The organism is Streptomyces sp. JLBJ103 (assembly GCF_058215575.1).
On record NZ_CM177089.1, the window covers coordinates 7,433,215 to 7,450,714 of the forward strand.

General features: G+C 68.3%; 11 protein-coding genes. 5 read left to right on the forward strand and 6 right to left on the reverse strand.

Annotated elements, in window-relative coordinates; translation table 11 throughout:
- Positions 1–124 precede the first annotated feature (124 nt).
- Positions 125–2,215, forward strand: a complete 2,091-nt coding sequence (locus AC4BEG_RS32140) for a hypothetical protein (RefSeq protein WP_490703173.1) — start codon at positions 125–127, stop codon at positions 2,213–2,215.
- Here the strand turns inward: AC4BEG_RS32140 and AC4BEG_RS32145 are convergent.
- Positions 2,203–3,918 (reverse strand): translation initiation factor 2, encoded by a 1,716-nt coding sequence (locus AC4BEG_RS32145; protein ID WP_490703174.1) that lies wholly within the window; start codon positions 3,916–3,918, stop codon positions 2,203–2,205. The two genes, AC4BEG_RS32140 and AC4BEG_RS32145, sit on opposite strands and share 13 nt — an antisense overlap.
- A 438-nt stretch (positions 3,919–4,356) precedes the next feature.
- Between AC4BEG_RS32145 and AC4BEG_RS32150 the strand changes: the two genes are divergently transcribed.
- From AC4BEG_RS32150 to AC4BEG_RS32165, 4 genes are all read left to right on the forward strand, one after another.
- Positions 4,357–6,771: a glycosyl hydrolase family 95 catalytic domain-containing protein gene (locus tag AC4BEG_RS32150; protein WP_490703175.1), complete on the forward strand. Its 2,415-nt coding sequence runs from the start codon at positions 4,357–4,359 to the stop codon at positions 6,769–6,771.
- 124 nt (positions 6,772–6,895) lie between these two features.
- On the forward strand, positions 6,896–8,875 hold the full coding sequence (locus AC4BEG_RS32155; protein WP_490703176.1) for a glycoside hydrolase family 30 protein: 1,980 nt from the start codon (positions 6,896–6,898) through the stop codon (positions 8,873–8,875).
- Positions 8,876–8,949: 74 nt separating this feature from the next.
- Positions 8,950–9,519 carry a hypothetical protein gene (locus AC4BEG_RS32160; RefSeq protein WP_490703177.1) on the forward strand — a complete coding sequence of 190 codons (570 nt, stop codon included), beginning with the start codon at positions 8,950–8,952 and terminating at the stop codon, positions 9,517–9,519.
- A 100-nt stretch (positions 9,520–9,619) separates the two neighbouring features.
- On the forward strand, positions 9,620–10,120 hold the full coding sequence (locus tag AC4BEG_RS32165) for a DUF3515 family protein (RefSeq protein WP_490703178.1): 501 nt from the start codon (positions 9,620–9,622) through the stop codon (positions 10,118–10,120).
- A 77-nt stretch (positions 10,121–10,197) separates the two neighbouring features.
- Here AC4BEG_RS32165 and AC4BEG_RS32170 read toward each other — a convergent pair whose 3' ends face one another.
- The 5 genes from AC4BEG_RS32170 to AC4BEG_RS32190 form a co-directional block, all read right to left on the reverse strand.
- Positions 10,198–11,334, reverse strand: a complete 1,137-nt coding sequence (locus AC4BEG_RS32170; RefSeq protein WP_490703179.1) for an ABC transporter substrate-binding protein — start codon at positions 11,332–11,334, stop codon at positions 10,198–10,200.
- 135 nt (positions 11,335–11,469) lie between these two features.
- Entirely contained in the window at positions 11,470–14,313 is a 2,844-nt protein-coding gene (locus AC4BEG_RS32175; RefSeq protein WP_490703180.1) for a SpoIIE family protein phosphatase, read from the reverse strand.
- Positions 14,314–14,386: 73 nt separating this feature from the next.
- Positions 14,387–15,223 (reverse strand): carbohydrate ABC transporter permease, encoded by an 837-nt coding sequence (locus AC4BEG_RS32180; RefSeq protein WP_490703181.1) that lies wholly within the window; start codon positions 15,221–15,223, stop codon positions 14,387–14,389.
- Positions 15,220–16,065 (reverse strand): carbohydrate ABC transporter permease, encoded by an 846-nt coding sequence (locus AC4BEG_RS32185; RefSeq protein ID WP_490703182.1) that lies wholly within the window; start codon positions 16,063–16,065, stop codon positions 15,220–15,222. The genes AC4BEG_RS32180 and AC4BEG_RS32185 overlap by 4 nt, the downstream gene beginning before the upstream one ends.
- A gap of 128 nt (positions 16,066–16,193) precedes the next feature.
- Positions 16,194–17,495 carry an ABC transporter substrate-binding protein gene (locus AC4BEG_RS32190; protein ID WP_490703183.1) on the reverse strand — a complete coding sequence of 434 codons (1,302 nt, stop codon included), beginning with the start codon at positions 17,493–17,495 and terminating at the stop codon, positions 16,194–16,196.
- Positions 17,496–17,500: the final 5 nt, after the last annotated feature.

Below are 17,500 nucleotides of genomic sequence, written 5' to 3' on the forward strand. Positions count from 1 at the left end.
GGACGCGGCGGACCCCGCATCCGACCGGATACTCAGGTACGTACTCAGAAACCAGGTGCCTTCCACCCTTTCGTGGCTCAGCTGTCCTTCCGTCATACGGACGATGCCACCGTAGAGTTGCGGAATGACCGGGGAGACACACAACAACATGAGCGGGCACGCGGACGTGGTCGTCCAGGCCGGGCACATCGGGGAGTTGCATCACCATCTGCACACGGCGGCCGCTTCGCAGCAGCCGGTGCCGTTTCAAGTGCCGCCCGCCCCCGTGCACTTCGAGAACCGGCAGGACGAACAGGACCGCATCGCACGGGCCGCCGAGCGCCACGGAGGCCATGCCGGGCCGCTGGTCGTGGCATTGACCGGTATCGGGGGTATCGGCAAGACGGCGCTGGGATTCCATGTCGCGCGGCAGCACAGCGAGAAGTATCCCCACGGAGTGCTCTACGTCGATCTCGATGATCTCCGCCGGGACGGAGTGGTCGAAGTCGCCGACGCACTCGGCGAACTGCTGACCGCTCTGGACACCTCGCCGGACTGCCTGGCGCGGTCCTTCGCCGACCGGTCGAAGCAGTACTGGACACGTACCCGCGACAAGCGGCTCATCGTGGTCATCGACAACGCCCGTTACGGCGCCGAGGTCGCGCCGCTGCTTCCGGCGTCCGCCGGGAGCCTCGCCATCGTGACGAGTCAGGGTCTGCTCCATGACCTGGGCGGCGTCGCGGCGGTCGAGGTGCCGGTGAACCCGTTGGCGGTGGACGACGCGGTGCGGTTGCTCGGACACATCGTGGACGATCCGCGGCTTGCCGCCGAACCGGACGCGTTGACCCAGCTCGCCCAGGGCTGCGGCGGTCTGCCGGCGGCGCTCCAGGTGGCCGGTCAGTGGGTGCGCAGATACCGCAGGCGCGGCCTGTCCCGGCTGATCGAGGAACTCACCACTGAGCTGCATGAGAAGGGCATCCCCATGGTCGAGGCGGTGTGGGACGCGGCGTATGCGGGACTGGGGCCCGATGCTGCCCGGCTCTACCGCCTGCTGCCGCAGCACCCGGCTCCCGTGGTCACCGGCCCGGCCGCTGCCGCGCTCCTTCGCGGTCGTCTTCAGCCGGCCGAGGACGCGTTGGAGGAGCTGGAAGTGGCCGGTCTGCTGGAGAGCAGGCCCGAGGGGTACCGGATGCATGACCTGCTGCGCGGGCACGCGGACCGCCGTGCGGGTCAGGACGACCCTGACGGAGCGGACCGAGCCGAGGCACGCAAGGGGCTGATCCGCTGGTACCGGCGTCAGTCGGCGCGGGCGGATCTGCTGGCCGCCGGCCCGCGGATGACGTTCGCGGAGCCGTCAGCGGTGGTACGAGACGTCCCCGACGTCGAGTTCACCGACAAGGCAGCGGCCCTGCGGTGGCTGGAATCGCAGCGGCTGGCTCTGTACGGCTGTGTCCGTGTGGCGTTCGAGGCCGGTCTGTACGAGGACGCGTGGGCCCTGTGCGAACCGCTGTGGACGCACTTTCTGGACCACCCGCATTACGCGGACGTCACCGACGCCTTCCGGACCGGCGTAGCCGCCGCTGATCGCCTGGAGCACCTTCCGGCCAGGATCCGGATGCGCTGCCAGCTGGCCAGGCCGCTGTGGGAGCAGGAGCGGTATGACGAGGCCGCGGAACACCTGCACACCGCGTTGGCCGCGGCCGGGGCGCTGGGGGAGTCCACCCGGGAACGCAAACTCACGGCATCGGCAGTGGAGTTCCGTGGTCTGCTGAAGTCGGCTCAGGGGGACTGGGCGGGTGCGGCCCAGGACTTCACCGCCGCCAGGGAAGTCCACGAGGCCATCGGGAACGCCTACGGTGTGCTGCTCCAGACCTACCTGTTGGGCCGTGCCGCCCTCGGCCAGGGTGAAGCCGGGGAGGCGGTGTCTTTGCTGTCCGAGGCGCACAGGATGGCACAGGAGCAGGACAGGGAGCGTATGACGGCCAGGAGCGGCTTTGAACTCGGTCGGGCGCTGCGGCGTGCCGGACGTCCGGCGGAAGCGGTCCCCCTGGTACGGGCCGCACTGGTCAGCGCCCGCGACCGGGGCTCGGCTTCCGACGAGGTACGCGTCCTGAAGGAATCGGCCGCTCTCGCTGAGGAACTCGGGGAAACCGCCGAAGCGGAGCGGTACCGGACCGCGGCACGGCTGCTGGCCGCCCGTTCGGGCAGCCTGCCCGAGGAAGGTCAGAGCTCGTAGCCGAGGTCTTCCTCCTCGGCCGGGCACAGCTCGGCCCGGACCGTGAGCGTGCCGATATCGCAGAGGAGCGACACCGGCGCCGTCCACTGGGACGTGGTGTCGCCCAGCCAGGCGTGGACCGCGGACACCACTGCCGCGGGGTCGGCGCGCAGAATCCGTCCGCCGGTTCTGCACGGCTCGACGCGGACGCTGAGTACCCCCGCTGAGCGGTGCCGGATGAGACACCGCTCCGGGGTGAGGACCGCGGCAGCCGTCCAGCAGCCTGGAGATTCCTCCAGTGTCCGGGCCGTCCAGCCGGCCGCCGTCCAGGAGCTTGTATGCGGTGCGGTGGAGGCGGGCCGCGCACGGCGCCACAGCACCGCGGCGCTCTGTATCCGGCGCTGGTCGGCTTCCGGTTGCTCGGCCGCCAGATGGTGCACGGTCTCCGAGGTGAACGCGGGAAACCGTTCGATGCCGATCCGGAGCCCGGAGATATCGGCCCGTACGGCGAAGGCCGACGCGCTCTGGGCCGCGGATGCCGGGCGGGGGAGCGGGTGCGGAGCCGCCGGGACGGCCGGCGGACGTATCCCCAGCAGCCGGTAGCACTCGTGGCGCAGCCGCGGCAGGGCCTGGCCCCGCAGCGCGAAGGCCGCGTCGGCGAAGCCCGTGCTGTCCTGGGCCTCGGCTGCCCGCAGGGCCTGGGGCAGGTCGGCGGCCTCGGTCAGCTGGGGCACCTTGGCCAGCAGCTGTGCCATGGGGCTGCCGGGGATCAGCTCGTTTCCCCCGTCGTACGCTCCGACGACGGGTCGGCCGAGGGCGGCCGCGTAGAGAGCGGTCGAGCCGTGATCGGTGACCACCGCATCGCCCGCGACCAGGAGAGCGGCCCACTCCTCGTACGGTCCGGCCAGTACCAGGCCCGCCGCGAGAGCCGGGGCGAGCTGCCGGGAGAGGTCGAACGAGCCGGTCCGGCTGTACTCGTTGGGATGCAGGACCAGGGCGAGTTGGTAGGCGTCGTGGGGAAGCCGGCTGATGAGATCCCTCGGCAGTTCAGGCCGTCTGGCCAGCAGCGATTCCGGCCCCCAGGTGGAGGTGAGCACAATGAGCCGACGCTCGCCCGTTCCCAGTGCGGAACGGTAGCCCTCGCGGTGGCTGATCGAGTTGAGCAGACGATCGAGGGTCGGGTCACCCACCACGGTCGCACGGTCGGCGGCCGACGGGCAGTACGCGGCGAGACGAGTGAGTTGCTCGTCGTGCGCCAGCGCGTGGAGGGCGGCCCATGGTTCACCGTCGGTGAGCACGTAGTGCGGATCGAGTCCGGACGGCAGATGGGGTGAACCCTCGTCGCCGACCGTCTTGTTGAAGCCCGCACCGTGGGGAAGAACCACCCGTGGCCCGGAGAGGACCCGCAGCGCACCCTTCGGGCTGGCGGTCAGGATCAAGTCGTGCTCGCGCCTGACGGCTTCGTCCCAAGGGACGACACGAGCGTCGGACCGCTCCAGGGCAGCCAGGGTGCCCAGGTCGAACTCCGACCCCGGCACCAGGGTGAACCGGAGGACCACACGCGCGTCACCCTCGAAGACGGGCACCACATCGAGCAGACGGTGCAGAGCCCCCGCCGAGCGCACAGCAAGCAGCACTGCCCGCTGCCCGCTGCCCGCTGCCCGCTGCCCGCTGCCCGCTGCCCGCTGCCCGCTGCCCGTGAAACTGTGCAGTGTATCTGACATGCCGTGGGTGTGAACGCTGGTTGTACCGGGTGGGGTGAGAGGGTCGGGGGCCTTCTTGGGCATGGTGCTGATCGTACCCGTGGCGGCGGGCGCGCTGAATTGGTGAAATGTGTGCGACTCTGTTGAGGGACCGTAGAGGCGGTGCGGGGGTTCGTCAACGGTTTCGGCGGGACGGATTGCACCCAAGTTCCCGCGATCAAACATCGGATGTGCCGTGAAGTCCCTTGAGCTGCCCAGCGGGTGAGCTGGCAATATTCATGAGATCTCGTCCTCCCTCTGGACGAAGGCCGGGCCGATGCTCCTTAATACATCCGATGTCACCTCGGCGGTGTGCATGTCTCAGTGCGGCTCACACTCCGTGCCCCGCCGTCCACCGGTGACCCCGATTCGCCCTGTTCGGCGTCAACGGGACACCCTCCCCTCCCAAGGAGCCGCACCATGGCAGAACAGCCCCGGCACCGCGTCAGCTCCACCTCGAGACGGACATTCCTGGGCCTGAGTACCGGCGTTGGCGCGGCTCTGGCGCTGGGCGGCTTGCCGGTATTCCGCGCGATGGCGTCGCCGTCGCGACCATCCGCCCCGTCGCTGGTGGCGGCGGACGAGGCGACCACCCTCTGGTACCCGAAGCCCGGCACCGAGGCCCACATCATCCAGGAGGGCCTGGCCATCGGAAACGGCCGCTTCGGCGCGCTCGTCACCGGCGACCCCGCCAAGGACGTCCTCTTCCTCACCGACGCGACTCTCTGGACCGGTGGTCTGAACGACACACTCGACTCGAGCGGCCAATTCCCTTACGAGACAGCGAAGTTCGGCACCCTTTCCCTGCTCGCGAAGGCCTATGTGTCGGTGCCCGCGCACACCTCGACGGCGATCAGCGGATACCGTCGGCAGCTCGACCTGAGCAACGGATACGTATCGGCGAGCTACCAGCACAGCGGCGCCACCTACACCCGCGAGGTGTACGCCAGCCACCCCGACGACGTGGTCGTGGTGCGGCTGAAGCAGAGCGGTGGCGGGAGCTACACCGGCAGTGTGGCGCTGAACGGTACTCATGGCGAGTCCACCGGCAGCGACAGCGCCCCCGGCTCCGCCTCCTTCGGCGGCACACTCGGCAACGGCCTCGTCTACGGCGCGGTGGTCACCGCGACGGGCACGGGTGGCAAGGTCTCGGTCGACGGTGGTCAGGTCCGCTTCGACGGCTGCTCCGAGGTGCTGATCGTGATCGCGGGGGGTACGAACTACGTCCCCGACGCGAGCAAGGGGTATAAGGACCCGGCCGTCGACCCGAAGAGCGTGGCCCGCGAGAAAGCCACCACCGCCGCCAAGGAGTCCGGCGACGCACTGCTCGCCACGCACGTCGAGGACTACCGGAAGCTGTACGGGGCGATGACGGTCGATCTCGGTACCTCCACCGAGGAGCAGCGCGGCAAGGACACCGCCGGCCGACTGGCCGCACGCGCCGCCGACGGTGCCGCACCCGACCCCGAACTGGAGGCGGCCTACCTACAGTTCGCCCGGTACCTGACGATCACCAGCTCGCGCGGCAGCGTTCCGTCGAATCTCCAGGGGCTGTGGCTGGACCGCAACGACCCCGACTGGATGGCCGACTACCACACCGACATCAATGTCCAGATGAACTACTGGTTCCCGGACCGGGCAGGGCTCGGCGCATGCTTCGAGCCGTTGGCCGACTACCTGCTCGCCCAGGTGCCGTGCTGGACCAGGACGACCCAGGCGCTGTTCAACGACTCCCGCAACCGGTTCCGCAACTCCTCCAGCAAGGTGGCCGGCTGGACCACCGCGATCTCCCACAACATCTCCGGCGGACTGGGCTGGTACTGGCACCCGGCGGGCAACGCCTGGCTGTGCAACTCGGTCTTCGATCACTACGAGTTCACCCAGGACAGGGAATATCTGTCGAAGATCTACCCGCTGCTGAAGGGCGCCTGCCAGTTCTGGGAGGCACGGCTGATCACCACCACGGTGACCGATCCCGACGGCGGAACACGGGAGGTGCTGATCGACGACAAGGACTGGTCGCCCGAGCACGGCCCCGAAGACGCCAAGGGGATCACCTATGCACAGGAACTCGTCTGGCAGCTGTTCCAGAACTACCGCGTGGCCGCCAAGGAACTGGGCGTCGACTCCCGATACGCCTCGACCATCGCCGGATTGCAGCGCCGCCTCTACCTCCCGGTGGTCAGCCCCAAGACCGGGTGGCTGGAGGAGTGGACGAGCCCGGACAACCTGGGTGAGACCACACATCGCCATCTGTCCCCGCTGGTCGGCCTGTTCCCGGGGGACCGGCTGACCGCCGAGGACATGCCCGCTGACATCGCCGCCGGGGTGACCAAGCTCCTCACCGCACGCGGTATGAACTCCTTCGGCTGGGGCATGGCCTGGCGCGCCCTGTGCTGGGCGCGGCTGAAGGACGCCGCCAGGGCCTACCAGGGGTTCCTGACCCCGTTGCGCCCGTCCAAGGACAACAGCAACGGCACGGCGATCAACTTCTTCGACATGTACGCCCTCGGCGACCGGGCCACGTTCCAGATCGACGCCAACTTCGGTGTGCCCACCGCCGCGCTGGAGATGCTGCTCTACTCGCGTCCCGGCCTGATCGAGCTGCTTCCCGCACTGCCCTCGGCCTGGGCCGCGCGCGGCAAAGTCACCGGCATCGGAGCACGCGGCGGCTTCACCGTCGACCTCGCCTGGACCGACGGCCAGGTCACCTCGGCGACCGTGCACAGCGCCCGGGGCGGGAGGACCACCGTGACGTTCGGGGAGTGGACGCGGAAGGTGAACCTCGCCGCCGGTGAGTCCACCAAGCTCACCCCGCCTCCGCGGGCCGCCTAGGCCCTGTCCTAGTAGTTCCTACCGGTCAACCGGCCCTGGAACAGCCGGCTGAAGCCCACTCCCTGGAGTCGACATGACCCCCACAGCCAGTCGGCGTCGAGCGCTCCGCCGACGACGTCCAGCGTTGCTCACTTCCCTGGTGCTGCTGATCGGTGCCCTCATCGGTTGGGGCCCACCCGTTGCCCACGCCGCTCCGAGCACATCGATCACGATCGACGGTACGCGGCCCGGCCGTACCTTCGACGGTGTCGGGGCGATCAGCGGGGGCGGGGGCAACTCGCGACTGCTGATCGACTACCCCAGGAAGCAGCGCGGCGAGTTGCTGGACTACCTCTTCAAACCCGGCTACGGCGCGGCACTCCAGACGCTGAAGCTCGAGGTGGGTGGCGACACCAACTCCACCGACGGCGCCGAGCCCAGCCATATGCACACCCGCGACACCGTGGACTGCGGCCAGGGCTATCAGTGGTGGCTTGCCGAGCAGGCCAAGGCCCGCAACCCGCACATCAAGATCGCCGCACTCGCGTGGGGCGCGCCGGGATGGATCGGCGGCGGAAAGTTCTGGTCCCAGGACATGATCGACTACTACATGTCCTGGCTGGGCTGCGCCAAGAAGCACCATCTGGACATCGACTACCTCGGCGGCTGGAACGAGCGCGGCTGGGACGTCGAGTGGTTCAAGAAACTCAAGTCCACACTCGTCGAGAAGGGCTACCGGACCAAGGTGGTCGCGGCCGAGAGCTTCGGCTGGGACGCCGCCGACGCCATGGCCGCCGACAGCGGTTTCAAGGACGCGGTCGACATCGTCGGCTCCCACTACCCCTGCGGCTACCTCGGCGACTACACCTCCTGCCCGAGCAGTGACACCGCGAAGAACCTGGGCAAGCCGCTGTGGGCGAGTGAGAACGGCTCACAGGACACCGACACCGGGGCCGCGGCGGTGGCCCGCGCGGTCAACCGGCACTACATCGACGGCAGGATGACCGGCTTCTTCCACTGGCCGGTCATCGCCGCGCTGTATCCGAATCTCCACTTCTCGAGCGATGGCATGTCGATCGCGGCGCAGCCGTGGTCCGGCAACTACCACATCGGCAGAACCACGTGGATCACCGCACACACCACCCAGTTCACCCAGCCCGGCTGGCACTACATCGACTCCGCCAGCGGCTATCTCGGCGGCACCAACGCCAACGGCAGCTATGTGTCGCTGAAGTCGACGAACAACACTGACTACTCCACGGTCATCGAGACGATGGACGCCACGGAGGACCAGACCGCGACCTTCACGGTCGAGGGCGGTCTGTCCGGCGGGGTCGTCCACGTGTGGTCCACCGATGTGAAGTCGCCGGACGGCAAGGACCACTTCGTCCGGGGCGAGGACATCGTGCCGTCGGAGGGCAGGTACTCGCTGACCCTCAAGCCGGGACACGTCTACTCCCTGACGACGACCACCGGCCAGGGCAAGGGCACCGCCAGGCCCCCGGCCGCCGCCGGGCTGAAGCTGCCCTACACCGACCGCTTCGACAAGCCGGCGGGCTCCACGAACGCCAAGTACTTCTCCGATATGAACGGTGCCTTCCAGTCGGTGCGCTGCGGCGGCGACCGTACGGGTACCTGTCTGCGGCAGATGACACCGACCACCCCGATCCGCTGGACCGACGAGCCCTACAACGCGCCCTACTCCATCATGGGCGACGGGTCGTGGGACAACTACACGGTCACCACCGATGCGATGTTCGAGCAGCCCGGCAGTGTGGAACTCCTGGGCCGTGTCGGCCGACAGGCCAAGAACAACAACGGCCTGGACGCCTATCACCTGAGGGTGAGCGACACGGGCGAGTGGTCGATCGACAAGAGTGACCAGACCTGGAAGTTCACCACGCTCGCCAGTGGAAAGTCGACGCCCCTGGGTCTGAACGGCTGGCACACCGTGTCGTTCACCATGCGGGGCGACAAGCTCACCGCATCCGTCGACGGAAAGACCCTCGGCGAAGCGAACGACAGCTCGTACACCAAGGGCCTGACGGGCCTCGGCGTCACCGGTTACCAGACGCAGCAGTTCGACAACTTCGAGGTCCGGCAGGCACCCGGGAAAACGGGGTAGTCATCCCCGTGGCTCGCCGCCGGCCCCGGGGCTGTGGTCCGGCGCTGTCCGGACACCGCTGTAGGGTCCGGCCCATGACAACGTCCGGATCACTTCTCGCCCGGCTCAAGGCCGACCGTCAGGCGGCCCTGCTGGCCGATTTCCCCTTCGAGTTCGACACCCTCATGGACACCATCACCCATGTGGAACCGGTGCGGCTGGCCTCCGGTGCCCCGCTGGAGCCGATCGCGAAGGACCACGGCGGTGGTACGTACTTCCTCTGCGGCGAGGGTGACGGCGAGGACCGCCCGGTGCTCTTCGCCGACTCCGAGGGATCCGCCGGGGTGGTCGGGAGCAACCTCCAGGATGCGCTGCTCCTGCTGATCGGGCTGCCGTGTTCCGGGGAGGCACTGCACTGGGAGCGGGAGGGGCGGGAGATGGACGAGCGGGCGCTCCAGGCCCTGCGCGACGAGGACGACGCGGAGTACATCGAGGCCGCGGAGCTCGAGGACTTGGCCGGAATGCGCGCCGAACTCCTCGACCGCCTCGGTCTGGCTCCGCTCCCGCCCCTGACCTGCTTGCTGGAGCGGGCCCGCGCGGCCGAAGCCCTCGACCCCGACCATGTGCTCATCAACGAGGAGGGCAACGCCTACCAGCAGGGGTGAAGGCGGGTTCTCGGTGCGGCCGGGACCCTGACGCACTCCCCTCGGGACCTCTCACGTAGCGTTCACGGTGAAGAGGCGGGAAACACACGGGAGTTGAGTGATGAAGAGGCCAACACGGCGCCACTGGTTTGCCTATGGCATCACCGGCGTCGTCCTCGTCATCGCGGCTGTCCTCGTCGTACGAGAGGTGATGTCACCGGCCGTCGGTATCGAGCCCGCCGGTCGCGCCAACTCGGCCGCGTGCGGCGGACTTGCGGACGGATATCTCGACCGGGTCGACGGCAAGGACCGCGACAGCGTCGATGTGCCGGGAGCCGCGTCGTGGGGAGACGGCGCGGTGATCTGGCGCTGCGGCCTGACGCCGATCCCGCCCACCCCCGACCTGTGCGTCACGGTCAACGGCGTGGACTGGGTCCTTCAGTCGGCCAAGTCCACCGGAGGAAAGAAGAGCCTCATCACCTACGGCCGTACCCCGGCCGTGGAGGTCACCGTCCAGGACGGTGCCGCGGCGATCGATGCCACGCTCGTCGACATCAGCCAGATGGCCAAGCCCCTCCGGACCTACACGAAGTGCGTCTCCGCCAGCGATTTCCCCCTCTGATCGGCTGACCACCTTCCCTGGAAGAACTCCACCTCCGCCAGGGCCGGGTGACGGCCTGGGGCCGCCGGGTGGGGTGGTCAGCCCGAGACGGCCTTCGCCCAGCCTCGGTCGACGACCTCCCTCGCCTCCTCCAACTGCGCATCCGTGGGGAACTGCGGTGTCCCCTCAACCGTCGGCAGCATCGCGGCCGCGGCCGTGTCGAGGGTGCGATTCGCCTCCATGCGGTCCAACAGCACCGGGCGGGCGTAGCCCTGGAGCCGGAGGTTCTGGCCCTCGGGGCTGAAGAGGTACTCCAGCCACAGGCGGGCGGCCGCCGGGTGCGGCGCGTGTCTGTTGACCGCCAGCGCGTAGTACTGGGCGAATGTGCCGTCGAAGGGGATCGCGACCTGCCACTTCACGCCCTTGCTGCGGAACTGGGAGGCGTATTCGAGGTTGACGTAGTCCCAGTCGATACCGATGGGCGTCTGACCGCTCCTGACCGCGGTCGAGGTGGACTCGACGGGGTTGAAGTTGCCTTTCTTCTTGAGCTTGGCGAAGAAGTCGAGACCGGGCCGGATGTTGTCGAAGGATCCGTTGTTCGCCAGGGCGGCGGCGTACACACCGGCGAATGCGGTACCGGACCGGGTGGGGTCGCCGTCCAGCGAGACCTTGCCCTTGTACTGGGGTTTCAACAGATCGGCGAAGGTTCGGGGGCAGGTCTTGACACGCTTGGCATTGCAGCCGATGGAGATATAGCCCCCGTAGTTGTTGGCCCAGCGGGCCCTTGGGTCCTTCTGATTCCTCGGGATCGCGTCGTACTCGATGACCTGGTAAGGCGCGAGCAGGTTCTCCCGGACCGCCACCCGTGCGAAGGTGTCCGCCACATCGAGCACATCGGGGGCATGGCGACTCATCCCGCCCTTCCGCACGGCGTCGAGCTCGTCCTGGCTGGAGCCCTGCGGATTGGCCACCGTGACCTTGATTCCGTACTTCTTCTCGAAGCCGTCGATGAGCCCACCGTAGTTGGCCCAGTCCCGCGGAAGCGCGATCGCGTTCAGCCTGCCGTCGTGCTTCGCCGCGGCGATCAGCGCGTCCATGCCGCCCATGTCGTGGATGGAGGTGGCCGCCGAAGGTTTCTTGGGCATGGGGGTCGGGGTCTGATCACAGGCGCTCAGGGCCACCACGAGGGTGAGGCAGCCGCAGACGGCCGCCGCTCGGGCACGAGGTGCGGTCACGATGACTCCAGGGAACGGGACACAGGAATGAGCGCTATCACCGGTGGGCTCCCGGCCGCAGCAGGCACGTCGTGTCACTGGAGTGAACGACTCGGCGTGGGCAACGCCGTGCGGCGGCCGGCCGCGTCACCACCCTCACCCTGCCGTGTCGTCCCATTGGTCGAGCAGGTCCTCCCCGATGCCTTCCGCCGTCGGCGGGCCCCCCTCGTGGAGGGATTGTTCGGCCCAGATGACCTTGCCGGTGGGGGTGTAGCGGGTGCCCCAGCGCTCGGTGAACTGAGCGACCAGGAAGAGACCGCGGCCGCCTTCATCGGTGACCTTGGCCAGCCGCAGCCGGGGCGTGGTGCTGCTGCCGTCGGAGACCTCGTAGATCAGGGTGCGCACACGGAGCAGCCGTACGGTGATGGGCTCGGTGCCGTAGCGGATGGCGTTGGTGATCAATTCGCTGAGGATGAGCTCCGCGGTGAGGGCGAACTGCTCCAGGCCCCACTCCGTCAGCCGGCGGACACAGGCCGCTCGCACCGGGGCCACCGCCGCGGGGTCACGGGGCACCTCCCACTCGGCGATCTGCGAGCGGTCGAGCCGACGTGTGCGGGCCACCAGCAGCGCGATGTCATCCTTGGGCTGGGCGGGCAGCATGGCCTCGATCACCGCGGCACAGGTGGTCTCCGGATCGCGGCCGGGTCCGGTCAGGGCAGTGCGCAGGGACTCCCGGCCGGTGTCGGGGTCGCGGTCCGCCATCAGCCCGTCGGTGTAGAGCACCATCCGGGAACCCTCCGGCACCGTCAGCCCAGCGCTCTCGTGGGGCAGCCCGGCGCCCAGGCCCAGCGGCGGGGAGATCGGCACCGGGGGGAAGGCCACGGTCCCGTCGGGGTGGACCACCGCGAGACCCGGGTGGCCGGCAGTGGCGACGGCCACCTTTCCGGAGGTGGGGTCGTAGATGGCGTACTGACAGGTGGTCCCGGTGATTCCCGGCCCGTTCCCGGCGTCGGCCTCATCGGCGCCGATCTGCGCCACCAACTCGTCCATACGGGTCAGCAGCTCGTCCGGAGGCATGTCCAGGACGGAGAAGTTGTGAACGGCGGTGCGCAGCCGGCCCATGGTGGCCGCCGCGTGCAGGCCGTGGCTGGCCACATCGCCGACCACCAGGGCCACCCGGGCGCTGGACAGCGGGATGACGTCGAACCAATCCCCGCCCACACCGGCCCGCGCCGGCAGATAGCGGTAGGCCACCTCGAGGGCGGGCTGCTCGGGCAGCCCCCGGGGCAGCAGGCTGCGCTGGAGGGCGACGGCCATGGCGTGCTCGCGGGTGTACCGGCGGGCGTTGTCGATGCACACCGCTGCCCGGGCGGTCAGTTCCTCCGCGAAGGACACATCCTCCTCCTCGAACGGAGGGGAGGCGCTCTCCCGCCAGAAGTGCGCCATCCCGAGCAGCACCCCGCGGGCCCGGAGCGGGACCAGGATCAAGGAGTGGATGCCGAAGTCCAGGACCCGTTGGGTACGCCCGGGGTCCTGGGCCCGCCACCCCTCGCAGGTGCTCAAGCGTCGGACGAGGACCGCTCGGCCGCTGGCCACACCGGTGGCGATGGGATGGGTGGCAGCGAACCGGATCAGCGTCCCGACGGGGTAGAGGGGATGGTCACCCTCCAGGCCGACAACGGCGGTGCGGCGCATCTCGGTGCTCGCACCGGACGGCTCCTCGCCGTGCAGGACCGGGTCCCGGAGCTCGACGGTGACGACGTCGGCGAAGGTGGGGACCGCGGCCTCCGCCAGTTCCTCGGCGGTACGTGTGACATCCAGCGTGGTCCCGATCCGTACCCCCGCTTCGTAGAGCAGTCTCAGCCGTTCGCGAGCCAGCTCGGCCTTGCCGGTGAGAGCCCGCAGTTCGGTGGTGTCCCGTAGGGTCACCACGCTGCCGACCGGCCCGCGGGGGGCGGTGAGCCGCTTGTTGACCGCCAGCAGCCGGTCGCCCGCCAGATGCACCTCATCGGTCGCCGGGCGATCGGAGGCCAGCACCTCGGCGAGGTCCCCCGCCAGCCCGAGACCGGCGACATGGTGCCGCTCCGCGTCCCGCGGCAGGTCAAGCAGCCGCCGCGCCTCGTCGTTGGCCAGCAGGATCCGGCCGTCGCCCCCGACGATGAGCACCCCCTCCCGCACCGCGTGCAGAACCGCGTCGTGGTGCTCGTACATACGGGTCATCTCGACCGGGCCCAGGCCATGGGTCTGGCGCCGCAACCGCCGGCTCACCAGACCCGCCCCACCCGCGGCGACGGCAAGAGCCCCGACAGCGCCGCCGATGAGGACCGGCAGCTGACGTCTCACCCCCTGCTGCACCGTCCCGACCGTGACGGGGACGGCGACCACGGCGACAACGGAGCCGTGCGTGTCCTTGACGGGCACGGCGGAGACCACGGAGAGGCCCAGGGATCCTCGAAAGGTCCTGGTGAACGGCTTGCCGGCGGCCGCCTCCGCATAGGGCCCGATGATGTGTCTGCCGATCTGGCGCGGGTCGCTGTGCGTGAGGGTGATCCCGTCCAACGTGTACACGATGATGGCATCGACCCCGGCGGCCTTCCGGGCCGCCTCGGCGCGCGGCTGGAGCACCGCGCTCGGATCGCGGCTGTCCAGCGCCTCCAGCATCCCGGGGGAATTCGCGAACGCCTGGGCGGCGGCAAGCGTCCGGTGCTGGGCATCCGCCATGGTGTCGCGTCGGACCTGCACCACGAGAGCGATCAGTGCGGCGGCGACGAGCAGCACCACGACCGCCAATTGCAGCAGGAACACCTCTCCGGCCAGGCTGCGCACGCTCAGCAGGGGGCCGTGGCCGCTGAGCGATTGCCCCGGCTGCCCCTGAGGGACCCGGCCGTGCTCCTGGTGTCCTTGACGGCCGTCTCCCGCACGGTGAAGCCGACCCGGCACACGAATCCTCCTGGGCGAATGAAGAATTCTGTGCCGGTTTTTGCCGAACATTCCGCACATGGACTCTTTCTACCGACGGATCGCGGGGTGATCAGGGTCCGCCGGTGTCCGTTGCCCCGTTCGGGTGGCTGTGTCAGCCCTTCACCGCCCCCGAGGTCAGCCCCTGGACGATATGGCGGCTGGCGAAGGCGAACAACACCATCGTGGGCAGGATGGTGAACACGGCCGCCGCCGACATCGAGCCCCAGTCGATGTTGAAGCTGGAGATGAATCCGTTGAGGGCCGTGGGGACGGTTTTGTTGCTGTCGCTGTTCAGCAGGGTCACCGACAGGAACAGCTCGTTCCAGCAGTTGACGAAGTTGAAGATGAAGGCGGCGATGATGCCCGGCTTCATCACCGGAAGCAGCACCCGGAACAGGGCTCCGAACCGGGACAGCCCGTCGATCATGGCGGCCTCCTCCAGAGCGTCCGGGATGTTCTCGAAGAAACCGCGGAGCATCACCGTGCAGAACGGGATGCACACGGCGATGTAGACGAGGATGAGCCCGATCCGGTTGTCGACCAGCGAGAGGTCGGTCATCAGCAGGTACAGCGGGCCCAGGGCGATGAAGGCGGGAATCATCTGGGTGACCAGGGCGGCCATCAGCAGCGCGGACTTGGTACGGAACTCGAAGCGCGCCAGCACATACGCGGACAGCATCGAGATCGCGGTGGCGGCCGCGCCGGCGACGGTCGCGACGATGAGGCTGTTGGTGACGTAGGTCCCGAAGTCGGCCTTGCCGAACAGTCCTCGGTAGTTCTCCAGCGAGAAGTGCTCGGGCCAGTAGGCGATCGGGAAGGCGAAGATGTCGCCGGGCGCCTTCAGCGAGGTGACGGTGATCCAGTAGAGCGGGAAGACGGTGAACACCAGCCACAGCCCCAGGAAGGCGAACCGGACGGTCCGGCCGGCCGCGGTCGCTTTGCCGATCATGGCTTCACCCCTCGCTTCTCGCGCGTTGCCAGCAGGAAGAACACCGCGAACACCAGCAGCGTGGCGACCACGAGGAGGCCGAGCGCGGAGGCTCTGCCGTAGTCGCCCTGCTGAGTGATCTTGATCATCCAGGTGGTCACGATCTGTGTCTCGTTGTTGGGTCCGCCGCCGGTCATCCCGAAGATCAGGTCGGGGAAGTTGAAGATCCAGATGATCCGCAGCAGTACGGTGAGCGCCAGCGTGGTGCGGATGTAGGGGATGGTGATCTGGAAGAGGGTGCGCGTCTTGCTCGCGCCGTCCAGGGCCGCCGCCTCGTACAGCTCGTCGGGGATTGACTGGAGTGCGGCCAGGATCATGATGGCGAAGAAGGTGACGCCGTACCAGATGTTGGCGATCAGGACGGCGATCATCGCGGTGTTCGGATCGGCCAGCCACGCGATGGGCTCGTCGATGAGTCCGGCCTTCTGGAGCAGGTCGTTGACGACGCCGAACTCGCTGTTGAACATCCAGCGGAACAGGATGCCGATGAGGAACCCGGAAATCGCCCAGGGAAAGAAGACCAGTGCCTGGTAGAGACCGCGGAAGCGGAACCGGCGGCGCAGCCACAGCGCGAGCGCGAAACCGATCACCAGCTGGGGCACGATCGAGCCGAACACCCAGAGGAAGGAGTTGCCCAGGACCGTGCCCCAGATGGGGTCGCCGAAGACATCACGAAAGTTCTTCAGGCCCACCCAGGAGGTGTCGGTCAGATCCGTCAGCTTCCAGTTGCGAAAGGCCATCTGGCTGCCGGCGATCATGGGGTAGTAGGTGAAGACGGCCACGAAGACAGCGGCCGGTGCCATGAAAGCGGCGATCATCAGGCCGCGGCGGGTGGTGAACTCCCGTCGCCGGCGGCTCGGGACGGGCGGGGCGCCCCTCGCGTGCGAGGGGCACTTCGCCGTCTTCGTGATTGCGGACGTGGCCGGCATGTCTACTTCTCCCGCTGCCACTTCTTGGTCCAGTACGCGTCCCAGCCGGCCAGCAGCTCCTTGGGCGTCATCTTGCCGAGCACCATCTTCTGCACATCGGCGTCGGCCTTCTGCTCCCACTCGGTCCACCAGGCCACGCCGCGCGGCTGGCTCACATTGAGGTACTTCTCCGGGTGTTCGGTCATGGTGACGTAGCTGGACCAGGGACCGGTCTTGTAGAACCGGTCGGCGATCGCCGACTTGAGGATCGGGACCAGGCTGTTCTTCTTGGTGAAGGACGTCGACGCCTTGCCCTGGGAGAGGAACTGCACCAGCTTGACGGCCTCGGCCTTGTGCTTGCTGCCGTCGGCGATCCCCCACCCGGCGGTGGCCAGTGGCTGGACGGTCTTGCCGCTGGGCCCGGCCACCAGCGGGGCGGTGTCCCACTGGTCCTTCTTGATCGACTTGGACTCCGAGACAGTGGCGATCACTTCGGGGTCCTGGAGCAGAAAGCCGGTGGAGCCGTTGGAGAAGCCCTCGACCATCTCCGGATAGCCCCAGGAGACGGACGACTTGGGGGACGCCTCCTTGAAGAGCTTCAGATAGGTCTTCAGAGCGTCCTGCGCCCCGGGCGCGGAGAAGATGGTTTTGCCGTTGGTGAGCTTGTAGCCGTTGGCGGTGTCGACCTTGTCGGCGACATACGCCTCGATCACGGCGGTGGCGTTGCTGTTGGCGTTGGCGCCGCCGCGGAAGGCGTAGCCGAACCGCCGCTTCGCCGGGTCGTGGATGGCGGAGGCCTGCTCCAGCAGCTCGTCCCAGGTGGCCGGCGGCTTGCTGAAACCGGCCTCCTTGATCAGGTCGGTGCGGTAGAAGAGGCTCAGCCCGTAGAAGCCGTACGGAACGAAGTAGGTCCTGCCCTTGGTGTCCTCGGCGGCCTTGACGGCGTTCTCCGTCATGGCCTTCCAGCCCTTCCAGCCCCCCAGGTCCTTCTTCATGTCGTAGAGCCAGCCGTTGTTCGACCACGGGCCGACGGTGATGTCCCGCACTTCGAGGACATCGACGCCACTGCCGGACTGAAGCATCTGCTGGATCTTCTGGTCGGCCTGCTCGGTGGGCGGCGAGATCAGATTGACCTTGATCTTGGGGTTCTGCTGCTCGAAGTCGGCTATGAGGTTCTTGATCAGGTCGCTGCGGGCCGGATTCGTCAGGCTCTCGACCATATTGAGGGTGACCGTTCCGTCCTTACCGGGACTCATGGTGGAACAGCCCGTCAGGACCATCATGGCGGCTGAGCCGAGGGCGAGGGCTGCCGTCCTTCTCTTCATCGTGC

Coding starts and splice junctions, on each gene's coding strand:
- AC4BEG_RS32140 (WP_490703173.1), top strand. CDS start 125: ATGACCGGGGAGACACACAACAACATGAGCGGGCACGCGGACGTGGTC.
- AC4BEG_RS32145 (WP_490703174.1), bottom strand. CDS start 3,918: ATGTCAGATACACTGCACAGTTTCACGGGCAGCGGGCAGCGGGCAGCG.
- AC4BEG_RS32150 (WP_490703175.1), top strand. CDS start 4,357: ATGGCAGAACAGCCCCGGCACCGCGTCAGCTCCACCTCGAGACGGACA.
- AC4BEG_RS32160 (WP_490703177.1), top strand. CDS start 8,950: ATGACAACGTCCGGATCACTTCTCGCCCGGCTCAAGGCCGACCGTCAG.
- AC4BEG_RS32165 (WP_490703178.1), top strand. CDS start 9,620: ATGAAGAGGCCAACACGGCGCCACTGGTTTGCCTATGGCATCACCGGC.
- AC4BEG_RS32175 (WP_490703180.1), bottom strand. CDS start 14,313: ATGTGCGGAATGTTCGGCAAAAACCGGCACAGAATTCTTCATTCGCCC.
- AC4BEG_RS32180 (WP_490703181.1), bottom strand. CDS start 15,223: ATGATCGGCAAAGCGACCGCGGCCGGCCGGACCGTCCGGTTCGCCTTC.
- AC4BEG_RS32185 (WP_490703182.1), bottom strand. CDS start 16,065: ATGGCACCGGCCGCTGTCTTCGTGGCCGTCTTCACCTACTACCCCATG.
- AC4BEG_RS32190 (WP_490703183.1), bottom strand. CDS start 17,495: ATGAAGAGAAGGACGGCAGCCCTCGCCCTCGGCTCAGCCGCCATGATG.